Here is a 24,210-nt window from a genome sequence, read left to right as displayed (position 1 = left end):
AAAAACGGTTTATGTCGCGTAAAATTTTCTAACCGTCAATACTCGTCTTCACGGAACCCGAAATCACGCAGCTGCGCCATACGGTTGCGCCAGTCTTTTTGCACTTTGACCCACAGTTCTAAAAACACTTTGGATCCAAGCAGCGCTTCGATGTCAGCGCGCGCCCGCTGTCCGATTTCCTTCAGCATCCGGCCTTGCTTGCCGATGATGATTCCTTTTTGCGAATCGCGCTCCACCACGATCACCGCGCTAATGTACACCGTTGGCGACCCTTCTCGCCGCTCGATGCGTTCGACGACGACAGCAATCGAGTGCGGAACTTCCTCGCGCGTTAAGTGAAGCGCTTTCTCGCGAATGAGCTCGGCGATGATAAACTGCTCCGGATGGTCAGTAATCTGGTCCGGCGGATAATATTGCGGCCCTTCCGGCAGCCGCTCTTTAATTTGCTCAAGCAGGCGGTCGACATTGTTCCCTTCAAGCGCCGAAATCGGCACGATTTCAGCAAACGGGTACAAATCTTTGTATCGGTCAATGAGCGGCAGCAATTCATCCGGATGGACGCGGTCGATCTTATTGATGACTAAAAACACCGGGGTGTCCACTTCTTTCAGCCGTTCGATGATGAACGCCTCACCGCGCCCAAATCCTTCCTCGGCATTGACCATAAACAAAATCAAATCGACTTCGCGAAGCGCATTGAGCGCCACTTTCATCATAAAGTCGCCGAGCTTATGCTTCGGTTTGTGCACCCCAGGCGTGTCGATAAAGATGATTTGCGCGTCATCGTCCGTGTACACGCCTTGAATCTTATTGCGCGTCGTTTGCGGTTTATCGCTCATAATCGCGATTTTTTGCCCGATGACGCGGTTTAAAAACGTCGACTTTCCTACGTTTGGTCTTCCGATAATGGCAACAAATCCTGATTTGTATCCTTCTTTACGCATGCAAATCCTCCGCTGAAAAAGCTTCTGGCAGCAATTCGCTGACTGTCATGACTTTCACATCGCCTTTGAGGTTGGCTAAAATGACTTTCATATCGCCGTGGCAAAGTTCGGCGATCACTTGGCGGCATGCGCCGCACGGCGGCACCGGGCGGGGAGTGTCGGCGATGACCGCAAGAGCCGTAAACTCCTTCTCCCCTTCCGAATATGCCTTAAACAACGCGGTCCGCTCCGCACAATTGCACACGCTGTAGGCGGCGTTTTCAATGTTGCAGCCGCGGTACACACTGCCGCCTTTCGTCAACAGCGCGGCGCCGACTGGAAACTTCGAGTACGGCACGTAGGCGAGTTCGCGCGCTTTTTTCGCTTCGGCAATGAGCTGCTCCATCTCCACGAGTGACTCTTCCTTTCCTGCAAGCAAACGCTGCTTTCTTTTATTTTACAAAAAAACGCCATCCATTTCATCATTTGAAATCAAAATGTAACAGAAAAATTAGAATTTTCTCTCTCATTCGTTTAGCGAAGATGCGGCCAAAACAGCAAAATGCCGATCACAACCGCAAATCCGGCCGCCGAGAGCACCGCCGCGGCAGCGATGTCTTTCGCCGCTTTCGCCAACGGATGAAACTCACCCGTCGCCAAATCGACGGCGCGCTCAATAGCCGTGTTGACGAGCTCAAGCGCAATGACCGTGCCGACTGTCATGAGCAGCACGATCCACTCCCAGCGCGACAGCCCAACGACCCACCCGGCGGCAAAGGCGACAACAGCGGCCGCCAAGTGGAAGCGCAAATGAGCTTCCTCTTTCACCGCCGCCTTCATTCCCGCCCACGCCCAAGCAAACCGGTCTCGCTCTCGTTTGCCGCGCATTATCTTGTCAACCCGAACCTCGCCAAGATGTCTTCCTGCTTGGCGAACATGACGCGCTCTTCCTCTTCTGTCCCATGATCGTAACCAAGCAGGTGCAAGAAACCGTGCACAGCCAAAAACCCGAGCTCGCGCATGAACGAATGCCCATAGGCCGCCGCCTGCTCTTTCGCCTTCGGAATCGAAATGACGATATCGCCGAGCACCGGCGGCATATCAGCGCCGACGATGTGAACCTCTTCTTCCCCTTCCTCCTCAAGAGCAAACGAAAGCACATCGGTCGGCGCATCTTTGCCGCGATAGTCGCGATTCATCGCGCGGATGCGTTCGTTGTCCACAAATGTGACGCTCACCTCCGCCCCGTCCGGCACGTTTTCAAGGGCCGCCGCCTCGGCGAGCAGCCGCTCGATCGTCTCGATTTGCTCAGCGGTCACCTCGTTCGTTTCATCTAGAAAATCAATGTGAATGGTCATGCATGCTTCACCTTTTCCTTTCGTACTTCTGGGTATTCGATGCGCGAATGGAAGACGCCGTTTAAAGTCTCGCAAAGCGAACGGGCGACGAGTTCCAACTCCTTCAGCGTAATGTCGCACTCGTTCAGCTGGTTGTCCTGCAAGCGATCAGCGATGATCGACCGGACGATCTTCTCGATTTTTTCCTGCGACGGGTTGGATAGCGAGCGAACAGCCGCTTCGACGCTGTCGGCGATGTTGATGACCGCCGCTTCTTTCGTCTGCGGCTTCGGCCCGGGATAACGAAACTCCGCTTCCGAGACAAACTCGGTTTGCTCGCGCGCCTTATGATAAAAATACTTCAGCAGCGTCGTGCCGTGGTGCTGTTCGGCGATGTCGATGATCTCCTTCGGCAGCCGGTGCTTGCGCAGCAAAGCGACGCCGTCGGCGACATGGGCGATAATAATATTTTTGCTCAACTGCGGCGACAAATGGTCATGCGGATTGCCGCCTATTTGATTTTCGATGAAATAGCGCGGCCGCTTCGTCTTGCCGATGTCATGGTAGTAGCAGGCGACGCGCGCCAGCAAGCCGTCGGCGCCGATCGCCTCGCACGCCGCTTCGGCCAAATTGGCGACCATAATGCTATGATGGTACGTCCCCGGCGCTTCAGTGAGCAACTTGCGCAAGAGCGGATGGTTCGGATTGGACAGTTCAATGAGCCGAAGCGGCGACAAAATGCCAAACGCCGCCTCCAACACCGGCAAGAGACCGATCGTCAAAATGGCAGAAAAAACCCCTGAGGCCGCCGCCATCAGCACCAACAAACCGATTTCCGTCGGCGAATAGCGGCCGTTTTTTAACAGCAACAGCGAAAAAAGCGAAACGATATTGACCGCGGCGACAAACACGCCGGCCCGCCAAATGTTCGCTTTCGCCAGCTCCTTTGGCAGACAAAACGTCCCGGCCAAGCCGCCGGCAAGAAAGTAAACAATCAACGACACCGACACCGCGCCGGCCGTTCCAATTTCCTCATTGAACAGCAAACTGCCGCACACTGCTCCGATGATGGTCGTCATCATCGCGAGCCGCTCTCCGAGCAAAATGCGGACGAGCATCGGCCCGAACGCCGCCGGCACAAGGTAACCGATGGAAACAGCGCCGCTAGATGGAAGAAGGCGAATGAGCGCCATTGTCGTCATCATCAACGCAAAAATGGCTGTATAAAGCGACAGCTTTTCATTCGTCGTTTCCGTCCGAAAATAGGAAATGAGCGGAGCAAGCAGCAACAAAACGAACACCAAAAGCCCAGCGGCGGTCCAAGACGGACGCCCGCTCTCAAGCAAGCCGACCAGCTCAAGCCGGCGGTAAACATCATTCGTGATAAACTGTCCTTCCTCGACGATCACTTGCCCTTGCAAAATTTTCACCGGCTTCACTTCATCCATCGCCTGCCGCCGTTTTTCTTCCGTCGCCGCCCGATCGTAGACGACGTTCGGAATGACCGCCTGTCGGCAAAGCTTCGCGACCGCCTCGCGAAGCGGCGGCGACAGCGCAGCGTATTCAAGCTCTTTGGCCGCTTCCGCCCGCGCCGTGTCAAGTTCCGCTTGGGAAATGCGCTCGCTCATGACGGCATGCACCGCGGTCAAGGCGGCTTCCTTCGCCGTCTTGAGCTCCTCCGGCGAGGCGGCAAGCAACCGTTGCCATTCAGCGGCAGACAGATAGGCAAGCCATTCCGGCGGCAGCCGTTCCTCAAGTTTGGCGATCATATCGCCGAGCGAGCGGTCCGGCTCCGCCTCGCGCTGCACGCTCTCAATTGCAGCAAACAGCGAGGAAAGAAGGTCGACCCGGTTTTCGGCATATTCTTTTTTTAACGTATAGACATCCGCTACTTTCGCCGCCGCCTCTTCTTTCAGCTTGGCGGTCGCCTCTTTGTCCTCGACCGTCACCGGCGAACGGATCGTTTCCTTCGCGACGTCAAACAGGCGCAGCTCATACTGGCGCGGCTTCACTTGCCCATACAAAACGGCAAACAACAGAACAGCCAAAAGCAAAAACAGCCAAAAGCGGACAAAGCGGACTGTTTTTGTCCGCTCAAGAAAAAAACGAAACCTTCCCACCGGTTTTCCCCTCGCTTTGCAAGAAAAGACCGATCCCGTCGCTCTCGTTCTATAAGCCCGCCTCATCATAGGCGTCAATAATTTTCGCGACGAGCGGATGGCGAACGACATCCGACTGTTCCAAAAACACAAAGGCGATGCCGCCAATGGAGGCCAAAATGCGCTTGGCGACCGAAAGCCCCGATTCGACGCCCTTCGGCAAGTCGACTTGGGAAATATCGCCGGTAATGACCATCTTCGAGCCGAAGCCGAGCCGGGTCAAAAACATTTTCATTTGCGCTGGCGTCGTATTTTGCGCCTCGTCAAGAATGACGAACGCATCCTCCAGCGTCCGGCCGCGCATATAGGCGAGTGGGGCGATTTCAATCGTGCCGCGCTCAATCAACCGCTGCGTATACTCCGCTCCCAACACATCGTTTAAGGCATCATACAGCGGGCGCAAATACGGGTCAACCTTCTCTTTTAAGTCGCCTGGCAAAAAGCCGAGGCTTTCTCCAGCCTCAACGGCCGGACGAGTCAAAATGATGCGCTTGACGCTGCCGTTTTTTAACGCCTTGACCGCCATGACGACCGCCAAATACGTTTTTCCGGTGCCGGCTGGGCCGATGCCGAACGTCAAGTCATACTGTTCAATTGCTGCAACATAATAGCGCTGGCCCAACGTTTTGACGCGGATCGGCTTCCCTTTGGCGTTTTTTGTAATCTCCTCGTCATACAGCTGAACAAGGCCGTCAAGCGCTCCTTTTTTTGCAAGCTGAATGGCGTAAAGAACGTCGCGCTCGCTGACCGCCGCCCCTTTGCGAATGACGATCAATAAATGGCGAAGCAATTCATCAACGAGCTGAACTTGCTGCGGCGTGCCGGAGACGTTGACCGTTTCCCCGCGCGTCACAATCGACACGCCGAGCTCTTCCTCGATCCGCTTCAAATGGATGTCATGGACGCCAAAGAGCGCCGCCGCTTCCTGCGGGTTTCGCACATGTTGGCTGATCGTAACGAACTGCTCTGACATTCTCAATCTCCTTGGACGATGGGTTGTGGTACAGCAATATTTTCAATGACTTCGTAATGCAATTCTACCCTTACTTTACCATTCTCTTTCGCCTGATGCAAAACTTTTTCGCTGCGAATGGCCGCCTCCTCCGGCAATTTCGCCCGCAGCTCGCGGCGGGCGATCTCTTTCGCTTCCGCGAACGCTTCTTCCCACGTGTAGCGCCGCTTCACTTCTTCCGCCTCGCGGATCGTGATGCGCTCGTAATAGAGCGGCAAGTCCCATTTCCAAAAACGAAACGGCCGTTTTTCTGTCTCAACGATGGTATGGGCAAACACCGGCTTCTTCCATCCCCAAACGGGAATCAAAAGGCGCCCGATCCCAACATAATGCCGTTCGGTGAACTTGCCGGTCAACACATGAAACGTCGTCTCGAGCGGCAGGACGACCGTAGACTTGTACCATGTTTCACCAAACACTTTCCCTGACGCCGGCACAAACTTCGTCCTCCCTTCAGCGCCGATAATGCCAGAAACAAGCAGCTGGCCTTTTTGCACATAGTCGTTGACGGAAACGAGCGGTTGTCCCTCTTCAACGAACAAATCAGCGATGACCGCCTCTTTTTTTGCCACGAGATGACGCGGCGGAATCGGTTTTTTCGGCTCCGGAATCTCTTTTTCAACGACGCGGAAGTGAAGCGACGTCCCTTTCCACTCAACGCCGACCCACGTGATGTCCGGAACGCGTTCCGTAAGCTTTTTTTGCAGCGTCTCCGGGTCATCAAGCAGAAACTGAAATGCGCCGCGCTCGACTCCCATTCGCTTCAACTCGCGGGCGATTTGATGCTCCGTCTCTGGAGCCGCCCCTTTGATTTCGATCTTCCAAACGATGTTCGAAAGCAAAAACACCATCGCGATAAAAAGGAGCAAGCCGAGCCAAAACCCGCTGTTCCGCCAGGCCCGCCGCCAAAAAAAACGGCAGCCCGGTTCTCCCGACAAACGAAAGTTTGCATTCGCTTTGCCGGGCGACATGGCGCAGCCGTTTCACGTCGCTGAGCTTAATGAAAAACGTCGCGGTATCCGCGCTATGCTTTTTCACGTTCCAGACGGCAATCCCTTGGCGGACGCAGGCGTTGATCAACCGTTCGATCCCTTTCCCTCTCGCTTTGACCCGCACGCTGCCGGCGAGCGTGTCGACCCATTCGTTTTTCATCTCCGTTCCTCCTCGCTATTCATCTATATAAACGACTTGGCTGATTTTTCCTTCCAACAAAATTTCTTCCGGCAAAATCGTTTTAATCACAAACTGTTCGCCGCGGACAACGAGCTGTCCGTTCCGCAGCAAAAGGCGGAGCTCTTTATCGCTGAACGCGAGCAGCCCGCGGTGGTTTTCAATGTAAATATGTATGTGCCCAACCATCGTAATGCGGGGCAGATCCATCATAATGTCGGCGGGAAGTTCAAGCTTTTCCGCCATCCACCGCTTCATCTGCTGGCGCCATTTTTTCACCATCAAAAAGAACCCCCTTTCATCTCATATGTATGAGACAAAAGGGGGTTCTAGCACCGCTTTTCAAAAACAACGGGCCCGCCTGCCGGCAAGGCCCATTGCATTTATGACAGCTGTTGTTGGACAAGTTTGTTGACGAGCGAACCATCCGCTCTTCCTTTCACTTTCGGCATGATCGCGCCCATCACTTTTCCCATATCCGCTTTCGAAGAGGCGCCGACTTCCTTGATCGTCTGCTCGATCAAATCGCGCAGCTCGTCCTCTGTCAGCGGCGTTGGCATATACGATTGAACAATTTCAATTTCGGTTTTCACTTTTTCGACAAGATCTGAACGGCCAGCGTTTTCAAATTCTTGGAGGGAGTCTTTACGCTGTTTCAGTTCGCGAGAAAGAACCGTCAGCTCTTCGTCTTCCGAGAGCGGGCTTTTGCCGAGCTTGATCGCTTCGTTTTGCAGCGCCGCTTTCAGCATCCGGAGAACAGACAGTTTTTCTTTCTCCTTGTTTTTCATCGCCTGCTTCATATCGTCATTCAAACGATCGAGAAGACTCACCGATTATACACCCTCTTTAATGCATGCTCTTAGTGCTTGCGCTTTCTAGCCGCCTCAGATTTTTTCTTCCGTCTGACGCTTGGCTTTTCATAAAATTCGCGCTTTCTCACTTCTTGCAAAGTGCCCGTTTTCGAAACGGCACGCTTAAAGCGACGAAGAGCGTCGTCGATCGACTCATTTTTGCGAACGATCGTTTTGGACATCCTGCTTCCCTCCCTCCGAACAACAACCATTGCATATTGTACTTGTCAATTATAATACATGCTGACAGAAAAGGTCAATAAAAAAAGCAGCGGCGGCCTGCTGGCCACCTCTTCCCCGCGCTGAAAAAACGGTCATCACCCGCGGACAAGGCCCATACATATAGGGTGAAAGGGGAGATCGCCCATGGGATCGTTTTGGATGCTGTTTGCCATTTACACCGCTTTGTTTCTTCTTGGCATGTTTATGATGAAAGCTGGGCTTTACACGTTGTCCGGCCATCGGTTAAAACGGTGGCTCATGCGCTTTACCGCCACGCCGCTGCAAGGATTTGCCGCCGGTTTGGCGACGACCGCTCTCCTGCAAAGCAGCTCAGCGGTGATGGTGATGACGGTCGGCCTTGTCGCCGCCGGCTACTTGTCGTTCCGCCAATCGATCGGCATCATTTTAGGCAGCAACATCGGCTCGACGGTCACGACCGAGCTGATGACGCTTGATATCGGCGATGGCGCCATCCCACTTCTTATAAGCGGCGCGCTGCTTGTTTTTTTCGGCCGCCATCGCCTTGTTCTCGGCATCGGCATGACCGCTGTCGGCCTCGCCGCTGTGCTGTTTGCCATGGACGGCTTTGGCAGCCTCGCTAAACCGCTTGCCGCCTATCCGTTCGTTGATGCATGGCTGAAAGAAACGAACCGATCCGTCGCTGTCGGCCTTCTTGTCGGCATCGTCCTCACCGCTCTCGTTCATTCGAGCGCGGCAACGATCGGCATCGCCATGGGATTTTTAAACGAACAGCTGTTGACGCTGTCCGCGGCGATTGCTCTGTTGCTTGGCGCCAACATCGGTACGTGCATCACCGGGCTTTTGGCTTCGATCGGCTCCAGCAAAGAGGCCCAGCTGACCGCCTACACCCATCTATGGCTGAACGTCGTCGGCGCCGCTTTGTTCGCCTTTTGGACCGAGCCGCTCGCCAGTTTTGCCGCCAGGCTCAGCCCAGCGCCTGATGTGCAGCTCGCTCATGTGAGCGTCTTGTTCAACGTCATTTGCTCAGTGGCTGCTCTTCCATTTGTCGGCGCCATCGAAAAGGTCATTCTGTTTTTGCATGACCGAAACCGAGCTTAGTAGTCAGCGCGGCCCGTCCCGCCGGTGACGATCTCCACTCCAGAGCTCGTGCCGATGCGCGTCGCGCCGGCGTTGATCATCGCTTCTGCCGTTTTCCGGTCGCGAACGCCGCCTGATGCTTTGACACCTGCTCTGTCGCCGACCGTTTTCCGCATCAGCGCCACATCCTCCACCGTCGCACCTCCGCCGGAAAACCCGGTCGACGTTTTCACATAATCAGCGCCGGCTTTCACCGCAAGCTGGCAGGCGCGCACTTTTTCCTCATCGGTCAAAAGCGCCGTTTCAATGATCACTTTGACAAGCGCCCTGCCAGCCGCCGCCTCGACGACCGCGCGAATGTCGCGCTCGACAAGCTCGTCTTGCCCGCTTTTTAACGCGCCGATGTTGATCACCATATCGACTTCGCGGGCGCCGTTTTCGATGGCGTTCATTGTTTCAAACGCCTTTGTTTCCGGCGTCGTCGCCCCAAGTGGAAAGCCGATGACCGTGCAGACGCGGACATCGGTGCCGGAAAGTTCACGCGCCGCCGTTTTCACCCACGTTGGGTTGACGCACACGGCAGCAAAGCCGTATTGCTTTGCTGCCGTGCACAGTTGCACGATTTGTTGTTCTGTCGCTTCCGGTTTGAGCAGCGTATGATCGATCATTTTCGCGATATTCATCGTCATTCGGAGAAACCCCTTTCTGCCATTTCCGTCAAGATGGAAGGTCTGACGTCTACCATCATACCATGCTCCCTCGACAAAAACTAGCCATCCGTATTGTCTCCGGAAAAAGACAGAAAAAACCCAGCAACTAGGCTGGGTTATGAGCTCCATTTGACCGAACGGGCCATTTCATCCGGCACAACGCGGACGAACTCTCCTTCATTGTACGGATAGCCGGCTTTCGTAATCTTCACTTTGACAAGTTCACCGACCATTTCCTCGGTTGCCGGGAAGCGGACTTTCAAATAGTTGTCTGTATAGCCGACGTACAAATCCGGCCGCTCTTTGTCGCGCTCTTCCGGGATGACCTCGAGCACTTGCCCTTCAAACCGGGAGGCGTACTCTTTCGCCAATTGATCGGACAGAGCGATCAAGCGGCGGACGCGGTCATGCTTCGTTTCTTCATCGATTTGGTTCGGCATGCGCGCCGCCGGCGTGCCGGTCCGCTTCGAATAAGGAAAGACATGCAGCTCGGAAAACCGTTGTTCACGAATAAAGTTGTACGTCTCCATAAATTCGTCTTCCGTCTCGCCTGGGAAGCCGACGATGACGTCAGAAGTCACCGCCAGCTCTGGAAACACTTCGCGCAGCCGGGCGAGCCGCTCCGCGTAAAATTCCACCGTATATTTGCGGCGCATCCGCTTGAGCACCGTATTCGACCCAGACTGGAGCGGAATGTGCAAATGGCGGACGATTTTCTCCGACCGCTTCAGCACATCAATCACTTCATCGGTGATTTGGCTCGCCTCAATCGACGAAATGCGGAGCCGCCGGAGCCCCGGCACTTGCTCGTCTAAATCGCGCAACAAGGACGCAAAGTTATAGTCTTTCAGATCGGTGCCATAGCCGCCTGTATGAATGCCGGTCAGAACGATTTCTTTATAGCCGGCGGCAACCAACTGGCGCGCCTGGCGGATGATTTCCTGCGGATCGCGCGAGCGCATTAAGCCGCGCGCCCACGGGATGATGCAAAACGTGCAGAAGTTGTTGCACCCTTCTTGGATCTTAAGCGACGCCCGCGTCCGATCCGTGAATTCCGGCACATCCATCTCCTCAAAAACGCGCGTTTTCATAATGTTGTGAACAGCGTTGATCGGCTGGCGCTCACGCTGGAACTGCTCGATGTACTCTAAAATTTTATGCCGGTCTTGCGTGCCGATGACAATATCAACGCCCGGAATGGCCATGACCTCAGCCGGCGATGTTTGCGCATAGCAACCGGTCACGCAGACGACGGCGTCCGGATTGCGGCGCACCGCACGACGGATGACTTGACGGCTCTTTTTATCGCCGGTGTTCGTCACTGTGCACGTGTTGATCACATACACATCCGCACGGCTTTCAAACTCTTTTCGCTCGTAGCCGGCTTTTTTAAACAGCTGCCAAATCGCTTCGGTTTCGTAATGATTGACTTTGCAGCCTAGTGTATGAAAAGCCACTGTCGGCATCTTGTTCACCTCACTCTGCCCCCCCGCTTAAGGATCAGCGGGACCGAACTTTTATAAGAAACAGCCAATGTTGCTCACTAAGCGCGCTCCGCTTCGCCGTTCGGCGCGCGCAGCTCCCATTCATAAGAGGCGGCGGAAAGCAAATAGAGCGGAGCTGTTTCGGTCCGCAAAATGCGCGGCCCAAGCTGCACGGCGAAAAACCGTGCTGCCGAAGCTGTTCTGCTTCTTCCGGGCTGAACCCGCCTTCCGGCCCGAAGACAGCCAGCAACGCGCCGCCCGGACGGAGGCGGGAAAGAAGCGCCGGAAGCGCGGCATGCCGGGCGTTTCGCGCCTCTTTTTCGTAGGCAAACAGCCGAACATCGACCGTTTGGCCAAAGGCGAGGAGCTCAACAAACGAAAGCGGCGCCCGCACGTCCGGCACCACCGTTCGTTCAGCCTGCTCAGCCGCTTCTTTCGCGATTTTTTTCCATCGCTCGACTTTTTTCTCCGCCTTTTTCGCGTCCCATTTCACGACCGACCGGGCGGCTTCGAACGGAAGAAAGCCGGCGGCGCCGAGCTCTGTTCCTTTTTGGATGACGAGCTCCCACTTTTCACCTTTCGGCAGCCCTTGGGCGATGTAGATGCGCACCGGCAGCTCGCTTCGCTCCTCTTTCCATTGTACAATACGGGCTTGCACATGCTCATTGGCAATTTGTTCAATTTCACACACCGCCGTGCGCCCGTCTGGAAAGACGCAAATGATCCCGTCCCCCGGCTTCATGCGCATGACGCGGGCGATATGATGGGCATCATCGCCGCTGATCGCGACGATCCCGCCTTGTTGCGCCTGGTCGGAAACGAAATAGCGCTGCACAGCCATCCCTTCTTTGCTTACGGTTTCATGGCGACAACCGCCACCCAGTCTTCCATCACGTTGATTTCCTCAATGGCAAAGCCGGCGGCAAGCAACCCGTCTTTGACGTCCTGCTTTTTCGCCTGAATGATGCCAGACGTGATGAAGCGGCCGCCTGGCTTTAACAACCGGTAGGCGTCACCAGTAAAGCGCAAAATGATTTCCGCTAAAATATTGGCGACGATCACATCAGCCGGTTCCTCGATATGGTCGAGCAAATTGTTTTGTGAGACCGTTACGATATGCTGCACCTTATTGAGCTTCACGTTCAGCCGCGCGCTGTCGACCGCCACCGGGTCCAAATCGAGCGCCCGCACCGACTGAGCGCCAAGCATCGCCGCGGCGATGCTTAAAATGCCGGAGCCGGTGCCGACGTCAATGACATGATCGCCGGGGCGCACGTACTTTTCAAGCGCCTGCAGACACATGACCGTTGTCGGGTGCGTGCCGGTCCCAAACGCCATGCCCGGATCCATTTCGATGATCAGCTCATCACGAGACGCCGGCTCGTACGTTTCCCACGTCGGCACGATCGTAAACTTTTCGGACACTTTCACCGGGTGATAATGCTTTTTCCACGCCGTTGCCCATTCCTCTTCATTTACTTCGCTCAATGTAATTTTATTTTTGCCAAGGTCGATATCATACATCCATAAATTGTTAATCGCCTGCTTAATTTGTTCGACCGTTTCGCCAAGAAAACTGTTGACCGGCAAATATGCCTTAATGATCACCCCTTCTTCCGGATAGTCGTCCGGGTTGAGCTCGACGATCTCGCCGTACCAGTCGTCCCGTTCTTTGACCAAATCGTATGGGTCTTCGATGACGACACCGCCGGCGCCCGCTTCATGCAAAATGTTCGAAATCGCCTCGACCGCCTCATGCGTCGTATGAATGCTGATTTCTGACCATTTCATCGCGCTTACGCTTCTCCTTTAAACGCCTTTTTGACTTTCTCAAAAAAACGGCCGTGCGGCCCGTCGTGCATCGTGTCTCCGCCGAGCCGATCAAACTCGCGCAACAGCTGCTTTTGCTTTTCGGTCAGCTTCGTCGGCGTCACAACGCGGACAATGACGTGCTGATCGCCTTGGCCGTAGCCGCGCACGTTCGGCACCCCTTTTCCCTTCAAGCGGAAGCGCGTGCCCGTTTGCGTGCCGGCCGGGATTTTCAGCTTTACATGGCCATGGAGCGTCGGCACTTCGATCTCATCGCCGAGCGCCGCCTGGGCGAACGACAACGGCACTTCGCAATAAATATCGTCGCCGTCGCGTTTGAAAAACTCATGTGGTTCGACTCGGAAGATGATGTACAAATCGCCCGGCGGCCCGCCATTGACCCCTGGCTCCCCTTGGCCGGCGACGCGCAGCTGCTGGCCGTCGTCGACGCCGGCTGGAATTTTGACGTGAATTTTTTTCCGCCGTTTGACGCGTCCCGTGCCGCCGCACGTTGGGCATTTCTCCGGAATGTACCGGCCCGTGCCGCCGCAGACGGGACATGTCCGGCGGTTGACGATGCGGCCAAATGGCGTCGCTTGTTCGCTTGTCACTTGCCCGCTGCCGTGGCAATGCGGACAAGACGTCGGGCTTGTGCCCGGTTTCGCTCCGCTGCCCTGGCACGTGTCGCACGTCTCTTCCCGCGGAATTTCAATTTCCGTTTCTTTTCCGAACGCCGCTTCTTCAAACGTAAGCGTCATCATATACTCGACATCCGCGCCTTTGCGCGGACCGCTCGTCCGCCTGCGCGGACCGGCGCCGAAAAACGTTTCAAAAATATCTTCAAAACCGCCAAAGCCGCTAAAGCCGCCGAAATCAAACCCTCCGCCTTGGAATCCGCCGCCGCCAAACGTTTCGTTCGGGTCGGCATGGCCGAAGCGGTCGTAGCGGGCCCGCTTTTCATCATCGCTTAACACTTCGTACGCCTCTTTAATTTCCTTAAACTTCTCCGCGGCGTCCGGGGCTTTGTTCACATCTGGATGATACTGCTTCGAAAGCTTTCGATACGCTTTTTTGATCTCGTCTTTCGTCGCGTTTTTGCTGACGCCGAGAATCTCGTAATAATCGCGCTTCGCCATCGTTGATCATCCACTCCCGATTCACTCACATAAATTTAATTTTATCATTTCCCTCTGCGGCAAGGCAATATGTCAATGCTAGAAAAAAAGTCAAAGCCAAGGCAGGCCTGACTTTGACTTTCGGTTGCATTATTTATCGTCGTTCACTTCTTCAAACTCGGCGTCCACCACGTTGTCTTTATGATTGGCAGCGCCGCCTTGCGATCCTGCACTTTGCGCCTGTTTCGCTGCTTGTTCATACAGCTTGATCGACAGCTGCTGCACCGCTTCTTGCAGCGCGTCTTTTTTCTTGCGGATGTCGTCGATGTCGTTTTTCTCGAGCGCCGCTTTCAACGCCTCTTTCGCATCCTGCGCCTTCTTGATCTCATCGGCGCTCACTTTTCCTTCGACTTCTTTTAACGTTTTGTCGGTCATGAAAATGAGCTGGTCGGCTTCGTTGCGCAACTCGGCGGCTTCTTTCCGCTTACGGTCGGCTTCGGCGTTTTCTTCCGCTTCTTTAATCATGCGCTGAATTTCTTCTTCCGACAGGCCGGACGACGATTTGATCGTAATCGACTGCTCTTTGTTCGTTCCTAAATCTTTGGCGCGCACGTGAACGATGCCGTTGGCGTCAATATCAAACGTCACTTCAATTTGCGGCACGCCGCGCGGCGCCGGCGGAATGCCGGTCAGCTGAAAGCGGCCGAGCGATTTGTTGTCCGCCGCCATCGGGCGCTCTCCTTGCAAGACGTGAATGTCGACCGTCGTTTGATTGTCAGCCGCCGTTGTGAACACTTGCGATTTGCTTGTCGGGATCGTCGTGTTCCGTTCGATCAGTTTCGTAAATACGCCGCCCATCGTTTCAATGCCAAGCGAAAGCGGGGTCACGTCAAGCAGGACGACATCTTTCACTTCGCCGGCGATCACCCCGCCCTGGATCGCCGCACCGATGGCAACGACTTCGTCCGGGTTGACGCCTTTGTGCGGCTCTTTGCCAAGCTCGCGCTTGATCGCTTCTTGGACAGCTGGAATGCGCGTCGAACCGCCGACCAAAATGACTTTATCAATATCGGCTGGCGTCAAGCCGGCGTCTTGAAGCGCCTGGCGGACCGGCCCCATCGTCCGCTCGACGAGGTGGGCGGACAACTCTTCAAATTTCGCTCTTGTCAACGTCATTTCCAAATGGAGCGGACCGTTTTCATTGGCGCTGATAAACGGAAGCGAGATTTGTGTCTGCGTGACGCCGGACAGCTCTTTTTTCGCTTTTTCCGCGGCATCTTTCAAGCGTTGGAGCGCCATTTTGTCTTTCGACAAATCGATGCCGTGCTCTTGCTTGAACTGATTGACCAAATAATCGATGATCACTTGGTCGAAGTCGTCGCCGCCCAAATGGTTGTCGCCGGCCGTCGCCTTCACTTCAAACACGCCGTCGCCAAGCTCCAAAATCGAGACGTCAAACGTCCCGCCGCCTAAGTCATAGACGAGAATCGTTTGGTCTTCTTCTTTATCAAGGCCGTAAGCAAGCGCCGCGGCCGTCGGCTCGTTGATGATGCGCTCGACTTCGAGGCCGGCGATGCGGCCGGCGTCTTTCGTCGCTTGGCGCTGGGCGTCGTTGAAATACGCCGGCACCGTGATGACCGCACGCGTCACCGGCTCGCCCAAATAGTCTTCGGCGTACGACTTCAAGTATTGCAAAATGATCGCCGAAATTTCTTGCGGCGTATATTGCTTCCCTTCGATTTCGACTTTGTAATCCGTCCCCATATGGCGCTTGATCGAGATGATCGTGTTCGGGTTCGTGATCGCTTGCCGTTTGGCGACTTCGCCGACTAGGCGTTCGCCGTTTTTAAACGCGACGACCGACGGGGTCGTGCGGTTTCCTTCCGGATTCGGAATGACTTTCACTTCGCCGCCTTCTAACACGGCGACGCAAGAGTTCGTCGTTCCTAAGTCGATGCCGATAATTTTGCTCATCACTGATCACCCTCCGTTTCCGTTTATTGGCTTACTTTGACCATGGCGGGCCGCAGCACGCGGTCTTTCAGCTTATAACCTTTTTGCAGCTCCTCAACAACCGTGTTCGGCTCATAGCCTTCCGCTTCCGCCTGCATGACGGCTTGGTGCAAATAAGGGTCAAACGGCTTTCCGACCGCCTCGATCGCCTCGACGCCTTCTTTCTTCAAGGCGTCAACAAGCGACCGGTACACCATTTCCATCCCTTGCAAAATCGATTTCGCCTGTTCGTTGTCCGTCTCTATTTTCAACGCGCGTTCAAAGTTGTCAAGCACCGGAAGCAAATCGCTCGCCAAGCTTTGGGCGCGGTATTTTTCAGCCGCTTCCATCTCCTGGCGCGTCCGGCGGCGGAAGTTTTCAAAATCGGCGTACAGGCGGAGATACCGGTGTTCCATCTCTGAAAGCTTCGCTTTCAATTCGGCGATCTGCGCCTTGGCCGCCGCCAACTCCTCGGCCGTTGGCGCTTTTTCCGCCGGCTCCGCCGCTTCCTCCCCACCGGCCTCTTCAAGCGGAACGCCGCCTGATTCCCCCTCGGGCTGCGGGGCGGCTTTTTCCTCGATCGGTTGCTCCCGCTCCGGCTCATCGTATGTAGCTTGTTCCATCACTTGTTTTTCTCCTTGCTCCATCGCTTTCACCTCCCTGCCGGGGCTCTTCCCTTTTATGTATCAATGGCCACAAGGAAAGGATGGATGCGCGATCCATCCGTTATCCAATATGGCCATTCTTATTGACTTTGATACCATTTCGCGAGCGCGGCCGACAAATCGGAAGCGACACGGTTTAAGACCGTGATGACGCGCGAGTATTCCATGCGCGTTGGACCAAGAATCGCGATCGCCCCGAGCGGCTCATCGCCGACCGAATAGGTCGCTGTAATCAAGCTGCAGTTTTCCATGCCGCGCAGTTCGTTTTCATGCCCGATCGAAACCCGCACTCCTTTTTGGGTTTGCTTGCGGAGCAGGCGATAAATGTCTTTTTCCTGCTCAATGATGTCCAGAAGCGGGCGCACTTTTTGGATGTCGCTGAACTCCGGCTGGTTGAGCATATTCGCCTTGCCAGCGAAAAACACTTTTTCTTCTTCAGGGGCATCGAGCGTCTCCATGAGCGTATTGAGCACGCTGTCGTAGTTGCGGATGTGCCGGCGCATTACGTCGGCCACTTCCGTCTCCATTTTTTCTTTCAAATCCATGAGCGGAACGCCGGCGAGCCGCTCGTTGAAAATGTTGACCATTTTTTCGAGGTCGCCTGCGTCCATTGATGACGGAATCGTCACGACCCGGTTTTCAACATGGCCGGTGTCCGTCACGACGATGGCGACAGCTGTCTGCTCGTTGAGCGGAACGATTTGCATCCGCTTCAGTTTGCTTTCTTTAAACGTCGGCCCGAGCGCAATGGATGTATAGTTCGTCAGCTCGGATAAAATTTGCGCTGACTTTTGCATCAGTTTTTCCAGCTCATAGATGCGCTCAGCAAACACAGAGCGGATTTTTTGAATGTCCGCCCTTGTCAGCCGCTGCGGCGGCAGCAAATGGTCGACGTAGTAGCGGTACCCTTTTTCCGACGGCACACGGCCGGAAGAAATGTGCGTTTTTTCAATATAGCCGAGCTCCTCCAAATCCGCCATCTCATTGCGGATCGTCGCCGAGCTGAACGCGATTTGATGCTTTTTCGATAACGTCCGCGAACCGACCGGCTGCCCAGAACGAATGAAATCGTCGATAATCACCTGCAAAATCAGCAGTTGGCGGTCCGTTAGCACGTGTCTCACCTCTGTTAGCACTCGAACAATTCGAGTGCTAAATCTACTACTAGGGTAGCAAATCGCCCGGCAAATGTCAATGTTTACATTTCGCAAAGGAACGCGGCAAACACTTCATTGCCGAGCAGCTTGCCCCGTTTTGTCAAGCGGATGTGAGTCTCCGTTTCCTCGAGGCGTCCGTTTTCGATTTCCCGGCGGATCGCCGCGCCAAATATGTCATGGAGGTCGCGGCCGAACTTTTGCCGAAAGCAGACTTTGGACACCCCTTCCGTCTTGCGCAGCCCTAAAAACATTTCCTCTTCCATCTGCTCGCGAACGGTCAAGCGGCGCACATCGCGGTGCGGCCATTGGCCGCGTTCGATCGCGCTGATGTAATGCCGGATGGGGCCGATATTCGCCCGCCGCACCCCATCGATATAGCTGTGCGCCCCAGCGCCGATGCCGTAGTACTCCTCATTGTTCCAGTACGTCAAGTTGTGCCGGCTTTCAAATCCCGGCAAAGCATAGTTGCTGATTTCGTATTGCCGATAGCCAGCGGCAGCCATCTGCTCCATCGCCGCTTCGTACATCTCGGCTTCCATCTCTTCGCCCGGTAGACGGAGCCGCCCTTTCCGCCATTCGTTATAAAAAATCGTCCTTGGCTCCAAAATGAGGGAATAAGCAGAAAGATGCGGCACATGAAGCGAAAACGCCGCTTCTAAATCGGCCGTAAACTGCTCAAGCGTCTGCCCCGGCAAACCGTACATGACATCAATGCTGATGTTCTGAAACCCGACTTCTCTGGCCAACGCTACAGCCCGTATGACGTCGCCTCGCCGGTGCGTGCGGCCGATCGTTTGCAGAAGCTGATCGTCAAATGTCTGCACCCCCAGGCTCAGCCGATTCACTCCGGCATCGCGCAAAATAGCGAGCTTTTCTTTCGTCAAGCCGTCCGGGTTGGCTTCGACGGTAAATTCGGCCGTTTGTGGGTCAAACTGAAAATGGCGGTGGATGCTCGCAAGCAAACAGCCGAGCTGCGTCGGCTCAAGCACCGTCGGCGTACCGCCGCCGATAAACAGCGTCTTGAGTTGGCTGCCAAATTCCGCCGCCGTCCACGCCATTTCTTTGTCCATCGCCCGCAAATAGTCGTCAATCGGCTGGCCGGCGGCGAATACTTTGTTAAAATCGCAATAATGGCAAATATGGGCGCAAAATGGAATATGAAAATACGCTGAAACGGCCATCGGTCCTCCTCCTTTCAGCCGGCGGCGCCGCAGGAAACAAACAAGGCTATCCCCAACGGAGACAGCCTTGCTCGTTATTTTTTCTGGTCGTCGATTTTCAAGACGGCCATAAACGCTTCTTGCGGCACTTCGACCGACCCGATTTGTTTCATCCGCTTCTTTCCTTCTTTTTGCTTCTCAAGCAGCTTCCGCTTCCGCGACACGTCGCCGCCGTAACATTTTGCGAGCACGTTTTTGCGCAACGCTTTGATTGTCGAACGGGCGATGACCTTGTTGCCGATCGCCGCCTGCACCGGCACTTCAAATTGCTGGCGTGGAATCAAATCTTTCAGCTTTTCAACGATCGCTTTGCCGCGCTCGTACGCAGAGTCGCGATGAACGATAAACGATAAGGCATCGATTTTTTCGCCGTTTAGCAAAATATCCATCTTGACGAGATTGGACGGCCGGTAGCCGATCAATTCGTAGTCGAATGACGCGTACCCTTTTGTGTTCGACTTTAAAGCGTCGAAAAAGTCGTAGACGATCTCGGAGAGCGGAATATCGTAAATGAGCATGACGCGCTTTTCATCCAAATATTGCATATCGACAAACGTGCCGCGCTTTCCTTGACACAGCTCCATCACCGGCCCGACATAGTCGTTTGGCACCATGATCGTCGCTTTCACATACGGCTCTTCAATGCGGTCGATTTTTTGCGGGTCGGGCATGTTCGTCGGGTTGTCGACGTCAACTTCCGTTCCGTCGGTCAAATGCACCTTGTAAACGACGCTCGGCGCGGTCGTGATCAAATCGATATGAAATTCGCGCTCGAGCCGCTCTTGGATGATTTCCATATGAAGCAAGCCGAGAAATCCACAGCGAAAGCCGAACCCAAGCGCCTGCGACGTTTCCGGCTCAAAGTGGAGCGCCGCATCGTTCAATTGCAGCTTCTCGAGCGCCTCGCGCAAATCGTTGTAGCGCGCCGTATCGATCGGATACATCCCGCAAAACACCATCGGATTGAGCTTCCGATAGCCCGGGAGCGGTTCAGCTGCCGGCCGTTCGGCATCGGTGATCGTATCGCCGACGCGCGTATCTTTCACGTTTTTAATCGAGGCAGTCAAATAGCCGACATCACCGACCGTCAATTCGTCGACGACTTTTTGCTTCGGCGTGAACACGCCGACTTCCGTCACTTCAAACTCTTTGCCGGTCGACATCATTTTAATGCGCTGTCCCGGCTTCACCGTTCCGTCGACGACGCGGACATAGGCGACAACGCCGCGGTACGGGTCATAAAGGGAATCAAAAATGAGCGCTTTCAGCGGCGCATCCGGATCTCCCGAGGGAGCCGGAATTTTTTCGACGATTTTTTCCAAAATTTCTTCGATGCCGATGCCGACTTTGGCCGAAGCAAGCACCGCGTCAGAGGCGTCCAAGCCGATGACATCCTCAATTTCTTGACGCACACGCTCCGGTTCGGCGCTTGGTAAATCGATTTTGTTAATGACCGGCAAAATTTCCAAATTATTGTCGATCGCCAAATACACGTTGGCGAGCGTCTGCGCTTCAATGCCTTGCGCCGCATCGACGACCAAAATCGCCCCTTCGCAGGCAGCCAAACTGCGCGACACTTCGTACGTAAAGTCGACATGGCCCGGCGTGTCGATCAAATGGAAAATGTACTCTTCGCCATTTTTCGCTCTATATGTCAACTGGACCGCATTCAATTTAATCGTGATGCCGCGCTCGCGCTCAAGCTCCATCGTATCGAGCGTCTGCTCGCGCAATTCGCGCTCCGACAACGCCCCCGTTTTTTCCAAAATGCGGTCCGCCAGCGTCGATTTTCCGTGGTCAATGTGGGCAATAATCGAAAAATTGCGGATCCGTTCCTGCCGTTTCAACCGTTCTTCCCGGTTCATCGTCTCTCACTCCTGCTTCTTCGCAAAACTACACTAGCTTTGATTATAGCAACAGCGCGAAGAAGATTCAATGATGAACGAAAAGCCAAGCCGCCGTTCGAGCTTTCCGGAAAGACGCGAAACAGAAAGAGCCGCGCCAAGAAAACAATCGACAATATGGAAAGCGCAGCACTTTGTGCTCCAGCCGGCGGACGGCGTAAAAAAGAAAAAGCCGCCATTGTGACGGCACGTTCCTGTTTCGTCCGCACATGAACGGGCTAGTCCAACACCCGGCCGACGAGCGAAAACAGCATTTCCATGAGCGCGGTGACAGCATCGGCAAAAAGTTGGCCGAGCCTAGAGAACAAGTTGAACGTTTTCAGCTCGCGAATCGTTTCTTGCTTTTCTCCTAAATCTCCAGCAACGACCGGCCGGCCAAACACCGCCGCTTCCACCTCACCATTTTCCCTTTTTTTCATATCGATGACGGATGGAAACGACGGATCGGCATAACCGCGCATCCGTTCCATGCCGCGATGCGCCTCTTGCATGCCAAACAACACGCCGAAAAAAAGAAGAAAGATCGCTAGAGTAAAGCGGATGAACCATCGTGCCATAGTGACGCTCCTTTACTTTTTCTCCGCCGGAGCCGGCGCTTCGACTTTTTCCGCCTGCCAATAATAGTCGCTGAATACGTCAGCGAGCGCCGACACGGAACGAAACAACTCCGTAAACGTATTGTCAACACCGCCGACTTCAATTAAAATCGCGTTTTCCGATAAATCTTGATTAAACTTGCCGTTCGTCCCGGCTCCTTTTTTCTCGATCACCCCGCGGCTCAACCCTGGATATTTCTTTTGCAGCAACTGATGCAACGCGGTAGCCAGCTGCAAGTTTTTCTCGTATGTCGCGTTTTCTCCGCCAATAATGAATGCGACACGCGCATAATCAACGCCGTTGATCGTAGCCGTCGTATAGTTCCGCCGCCGCGAATCGCGATGGATATCGATGAAGTAGTGCAAGTCACGATTTTGCTTCATTGCTGCGACCACTGTTTGGCGGGACATATCATACGATTGGGAGTATTTCATCCCTTTCTTTAACAATTCGCTGACAATGTCGATTTTGCTCACTTCAGCCCCGATGCCGCGCTTTTCCAGTTCTTCCGCTAACTTTTCCCCCACTTTTGTGATGTTGACCGTCGGGTGAAACGCCAAATCCGGGTCAGTGACCCCTTTGAGCGCCGGCAAAAACGACTCATGCGTATGGGTATTGTAAATGTAGACCACTTTTTTCCCTCCGGTCGTCTGCGATGGCGGGGGAACCGGTTTTTCATCTTCGTTCTTGTTTGCTTGTTCGAGTTCATCGACCGAGGCTTGCCGTTCCGCAAGCATCGCCTCAAGCGGCGGCGCTGATTCGTATGGCATGTTCGTATAATCCGTTCCTTCACCAGCGATGAGAATTTTGCTGTCATAAAGGGCAAAGCCCGGCAGCTCGCTGCCAAGCAGGCTGCGCGGGTCATCGGGATTGATGCTCGTCGCCAGGCGGAACAATAGCGATGAGTAATTCGTCTGCCGCCGATCTTTCGGCAGCAGCTGCGCAAAATATCGATTTTCCAAGGCGAACAGACGAATGAACGTCTCTTCCGGAAAATGGGCCGCCATATCGTTCAGCGATGATGACGACGGACGGTATTCCGGCCGCAGCGATGTGAGCGCTCCGACAAGCATAAACATCATCATGCAGCCAAGGATGATGAGCATCAACAGTTTCTTTATGCTGGCTCCTGGAATCGCGATCATGACGTTTGGGGAGCGCCATCGTTTCATATTCCCACCCTTTCCCGGCTTGTCTCCTCAGTTTAACGTATGGCCAAGCGGGAAAAGATAGAACTGTTTTTTGTTTAATGGGTGTAGGAGCCGACATTGCCTTGGTCGACTTGCCGATGCAGCGCCGCATTCAAGCCGCCGGCTAATAAGTTGGCCATATCGCCGATAAACGAATCGATCTCTTTTGGAGTCACCATCAAATTATGCCCGAGCGGGGCGAGCACTTCATAGATGAGACGCCGCTTTTCTTCATCGCCAAGCGTGCCGACCATGCCAAGAAACGTCGACCGTTCTTGCGGCGACGGCATGTCTTGTTCCGTCAATTTTCGTTTGCGCCCAAACGTCCAGCCCGCCGGAGCGAGCGCGCTTGACGGCCGTTTCCCTTCGCGCATTTCGCGGCCGAAGTGCTTCAAAATGAAATCGATCGTGTCGCTCGTGATGGAGACCGCATCGACAACCGTCGGAACGCCGATCGAAATGACCGGAATGCCAAGCGTTTCATAGCTTAACTCTTTCCGCTTGTTGCCGACCCCGGAGCCAGGATGGATGCCGGTGTCAGAAATTTGAATCGTCGCGTTGACCCGTTCGATCGAGCGGGCAGCCAAGGCGTCAATCACAATGACAAAATCCGGCTTTGTTTTCCGGACGACGCCGTCGATAATGTCGCTCGTTTCAATCCCGGTCGTCCCCATCACCCCCGGAGCAAGGGCGCTCACCGGCCGGAAGCCTTCCTCGACGCTTTCCGGCTGCAGCTGGAACAAATGACGGGTGACAAGCACGTTTTCCACCGTGAGCGGCCCGAGCGCGTCCGGGGTGACGTTTTGGTTGCCGAGCCCGACGATCAAGCAGCTCGCTTGATCGGGGATGCGGAGCCGCTTGAAAAAGGCGCTGAGCTGCTCGGAAAAAATGCGCTGCACGTTTTGCTGCAGCTCGGTGTTTTGTTCGCGGATGCCTTGCGCTTCAATCGTCACGTAGTGGCCCGGCTTTTTGCCGATCGAGGCCGCTCCTTGTTCCGTGACATGCACATGCGACAGCTTGACGCCGTTGATCTCCTCGTCATGAATGATGACCCCCTCAATCGGCGCGGCGCTTTCTTGTTTTTGCTGCAAGCGCTCCTCGAGTGCGATCTCATGCGCTTCGATCGCTAAATCCGTGCGCACCGAGTACTGGCGTAAATCGAGCGGCTGTTCCATGTCGTTCCTCCCCATTTCTGCCGTTTTCTTTTATTGTCGCCGCAATCAGGCCCGGTCATTCATGTTTCGTAAAGGATTTTCGCTTGAACACTCTTGCATAATCCAAACACGTTTGATAGAATAACACTTGTTCTTCCTGTTGTTCACAACAGAAATAGGAACGGTAACGGAGGTGAACGAACGTGGCTAACATCAAATCAGCGATCAAACGCGCGAAAACGAGCGAAAAGCGCCGGGCTCACAACGCCTCGATGAAATCGGCCATGCGTACGGCGATCAAAAAATTTGAAGCGCTTGTTGAATTGAAAGACGTGGAAAAAGCGCGCGAGGCGTTCATTATTGCGTCGAAAAAATTAGACAAAGCTGCAAGCAAAGGCCTTATCCATAAAAACGCCGCCAGCCGGCAAAAATCGCGCTTAGCGAAAAAATTGAACAGCATCCAAGCTTCCTAATCAAAAA

The 24,210-nt window shown here is 54.5% G+C and carries 23 protein-coding genes and 2 pseudogenes; 2 read left to right on the top strand and 23 right to left on the bottom strand.

Features of this window, described 5'->3' with window-relative positions; genetic code table 11:
- Positions 1–35: 35 nt before the first annotated feature.
- The 10 genes and pseudogenes from era to rpsU form a co-directional block, all read right to left on the bottom strand.
- Positions 36–944 (bottom strand): GTPase Era, encoded by a 909-nt coding sequence (era, locus tag I656_RS13540; protein ID WP_020753804.1) that lies wholly within the window; start codon positions 942–944, stop codon positions 36–38.
- Positions 937–1,335 (bottom strand): cytidine deaminase, encoded by a 399-nt coding sequence (locus I656_RS13545; protein WP_015375432.1) that lies wholly within the window; start codon positions 1,333–1,335, stop codon positions 937–939. The genes era and I656_RS13545 overlap by 8 nt, the downstream gene beginning before the upstream one ends.
- Before the next feature lie 122 nt (positions 1,336–1,457).
- Positions 1,458–1,811: a diacylglycerol kinase family protein gene (locus I656_RS13550; protein ID WP_015375433.1), complete on the bottom strand. Its 354-nt coding sequence runs from the start codon at positions 1,809–1,811 to the stop codon at positions 1,458–1,460.
- Positions 1,811–2,281 carry an rRNA maturation RNase YbeY gene (gene ybeY / locus I656_RS13555; protein ID WP_011231971.1) on the bottom strand — a complete coding sequence of 157 codons (471 nt, stop codon included), beginning with the start codon at positions 2,279–2,281 and terminating at the stop codon, positions 1,811–1,813. Before ybeY ends, I656_RS13550 begins: the two co-directional genes overlap by 1 nt.
- The gene (locus I656_RS13560) at positions 2,278–4,380 is read right to left on the bottom strand and encodes an HD family phosphohydrolase (RefSeq protein ID WP_033004711.1); all 2,103 of its coding nucleotides are present in this window, start codon (positions 4,378–4,380) and stop codon (positions 2,278–2,280) included. The genes ybeY and I656_RS13560 overlap by 4 nt, the downstream gene beginning before the upstream one ends.
- Positions 4,381–4,429: 49 nt before the next feature.
- Positions 4,430–5,392 (bottom strand): PhoH family protein, encoded by a 963-nt coding sequence (locus I656_RS13565; protein WP_011231973.1) that lies wholly within the window; start codon positions 5,390–5,392, stop codon positions 4,430–4,432.
- A gap of 2 nt (positions 5,393–5,394) precedes the next feature.
- Positions 5,395–6,583, bottom strand: a pseudogene (gene yqfD / locus I656_RS13570) (sporulation protein YqfD).
- A 15-nt stretch (positions 6,584–6,598) separates the two neighbouring features.
- Positions 6,599–6,883 carry a sporulation protein YqfC gene (gene yqfC, locus I656_RS13575; RefSeq protein ID WP_013144709.1) on the bottom strand — a complete coding sequence of 95 codons (285 nt, stop codon included), beginning with the start codon at positions 6,881–6,883 and terminating at the stop codon, positions 6,599–6,601.
- Positions 6,884–6,984: 101 nt separating this feature from the next.
- A complete protein-coding gene (locus I656_RS13580) occupies positions 6,985–7,431 on the bottom strand; it encodes a GatB/YqeY domain-containing protein (RefSeq protein ID WP_013144708.1) in 447 nt (148 codons plus the stop codon).
- Between the two features lie 29 nt (positions 7,432–7,460).
- Positions 7,461–7,634 carry a 30S ribosomal protein S21 gene (rpsU, locus tag I656_RS13585; protein ID WP_008879912.1) on the bottom strand — a complete coding sequence of 58 codons (174 nt, stop codon included), beginning with the start codon at positions 7,632–7,634 and terminating at the stop codon, positions 7,461–7,463.
- A 184-nt stretch (positions 7,635–7,818) separates the two neighbouring features.
- Here rpsU and I656_RS13590 point away from each other — a divergent pair, with 184 nt between their 5' ends.
- Positions 7,819–8,754 carry a Na/Pi symporter gene (locus tag I656_RS13590; RefSeq protein WP_013524163.1) on the top strand — a complete coding sequence of 312 codons (936 nt, stop codon included), beginning with the start codon at positions 7,819–7,821 and terminating at the stop codon, positions 8,752–8,754.
- Here I656_RS13590 and deoC read toward each other — a convergent pair.
- From deoC to gpr, 13 genes and pseudogenes are all read right to left on the bottom strand, one after another.
- Positions 8,751–9,422 (bottom strand): deoxyribose-phosphate aldolase, encoded by a 672-nt coding sequence (gene deoC / locus I656_RS13595; protein WP_015375436.1) that lies wholly within the window; start codon positions 9,420–9,422, stop codon positions 8,751–8,753. The two genes, I656_RS13590 and deoC, sit on opposite strands and share 4 nt — an antisense overlap.
- A gap of 137 nt (positions 9,423–9,559) precedes the next feature.
- On the bottom strand, positions 9,560–10,909 hold the full coding sequence (mtaB, locus tag I656_RS13600; RefSeq protein ID WP_015375437.1) for a tRNA (N(6)-L-threonylcarbamoyladenosine(37)-C(2))-methylthiotransferase MtaB: 1,350 nt from the start codon (positions 10,907–10,909) through the stop codon (positions 9,560–9,562).
- A 77-nt stretch (positions 10,910–10,986) separates the two neighbouring features.
- Positions 10,987–11,768: pseudogene (locus I656_RS13605) on the bottom strand (16S rRNA (uracil(1498)-N(3))-methyltransferase).
- Positions 11,769–11,779: 11 nt separating this feature from the next.
- Positions 11,780–12,718 (bottom strand): 50S ribosomal protein L11 methyltransferase, encoded by a 939-nt coding sequence (gene prmA, locus I656_RS13610; protein WP_020753794.1) that lies wholly within the window; start codon positions 12,716–12,718, stop codon positions 11,780–11,782.
- A 5-nt stretch (positions 12,719–12,723) separates the two neighbouring features.
- The gene (dnaJ, locus tag I656_RS13615) at positions 12,724–13,872 is read right to left on the bottom strand and encodes a molecular chaperone DnaJ (RefSeq protein ID WP_020753793.1); all 1,149 of its coding nucleotides are present in this window, start codon (positions 13,870–13,872) and stop codon (positions 12,724–12,726) included.
- Positions 13,873–14,001: 129 nt separating this feature from the next.
- Positions 14,002–15,825, bottom strand: coding sequence for a molecular chaperone DnaK (dnaK, locus tag I656_RS13620; protein ID WP_011231983.1), 1,824 nt, complete (start codon positions 15,823–15,825; stop codon positions 14,002–14,004).
- 23 nt (positions 15,826–15,848) lie between these two features.
- Positions 15,849–16,490, bottom strand: coding sequence for a nucleotide exchange factor GrpE (gene grpE / locus I656_RS13625; RefSeq protein ID WP_015375440.1), 642 nt, complete (start codon positions 16,488–16,490; stop codon positions 15,849–15,851).
- Positions 16,491–16,588: 98 nt separating this feature from the next.
- On the bottom strand, positions 16,589–17,623 hold the full coding sequence (gene hrcA, locus I656_RS13630; protein WP_033004709.1) for a heat-inducible transcriptional repressor HrcA: 1,035 nt from the start codon (positions 17,621–17,623) through the stop codon (positions 16,589–16,591).
- Between the two features lie 83 nt (positions 17,624–17,706).
- On the bottom strand, positions 17,707–18,846 hold the full coding sequence (hemW, locus tag I656_RS13635; RefSeq protein WP_015375442.1) for a radical SAM family heme chaperone HemW: 1,140 nt from the start codon (positions 18,844–18,846) through the stop codon (positions 17,707–17,709).
- A 74-nt stretch (positions 18,847–18,920) separates the two neighbouring features.
- A complete protein-coding gene (gene lepA / locus I656_RS13640) occupies positions 18,921–20,750 on the bottom strand; it encodes a translation elongation factor 4 (RefSeq protein WP_015375443.1) in 1,830 nt (609 codons plus the stop codon).
- A gap of 257 nt (positions 20,751–21,007) precedes the next feature.
- Complete coding sequence (locus tag I656_RS13645) at positions 21,008–21,346, bottom strand: YqxA family protein (protein ID WP_011231988.1); 339 nt, start codon at positions 21,344–21,346, stop codon at positions 21,008–21,010.
- 12 nt (positions 21,347–21,358) lie between these two features.
- Entirely contained in the window at positions 21,359–22,558 is a 1,200-nt protein-coding gene (gene spoIIP, locus I656_RS13650) for a stage II sporulation protein P (RefSeq protein WP_020753789.1), read from the bottom strand.
- Between the two features lie 74 nt (positions 22,559–22,632).
- Entirely contained in the window at positions 22,633–23,751 is a 1,119-nt protein-coding gene (gene gpr / locus I656_RS13655; protein ID WP_011231990.1) for a GPR endopeptidase, read from the bottom strand.
- A gap of 182 nt (positions 23,752–23,933) precedes the next feature.
- On the opposite strand from gpr, the gene rpsT reads away from it, so the two are divergent.
- The gene (gene rpsT, locus I656_RS13660) at positions 23,934–24,203 is read left to right on the top strand and encodes a 30S ribosomal protein S20 (protein WP_011231991.1); all 270 of its coding nucleotides are present in this window, start codon (positions 23,934–23,936) and stop codon (positions 24,201–24,203) included.
- Positions 24,204–24,210: the final 7 nt, after the last annotated feature.

Origin of the sequence: Geobacillus sp. WSUCF1 (assembly GCF_000422025.1) — a bacterium.
Classification (GTDB): Bacteria; Bacillota; Bacilli; order Bacillales; family Anoxybacillaceae; genus Geobacillus; species Geobacillus zalihae.
This window is presented reverse-complemented; position numbering and strand designations above follow the sequence as displayed.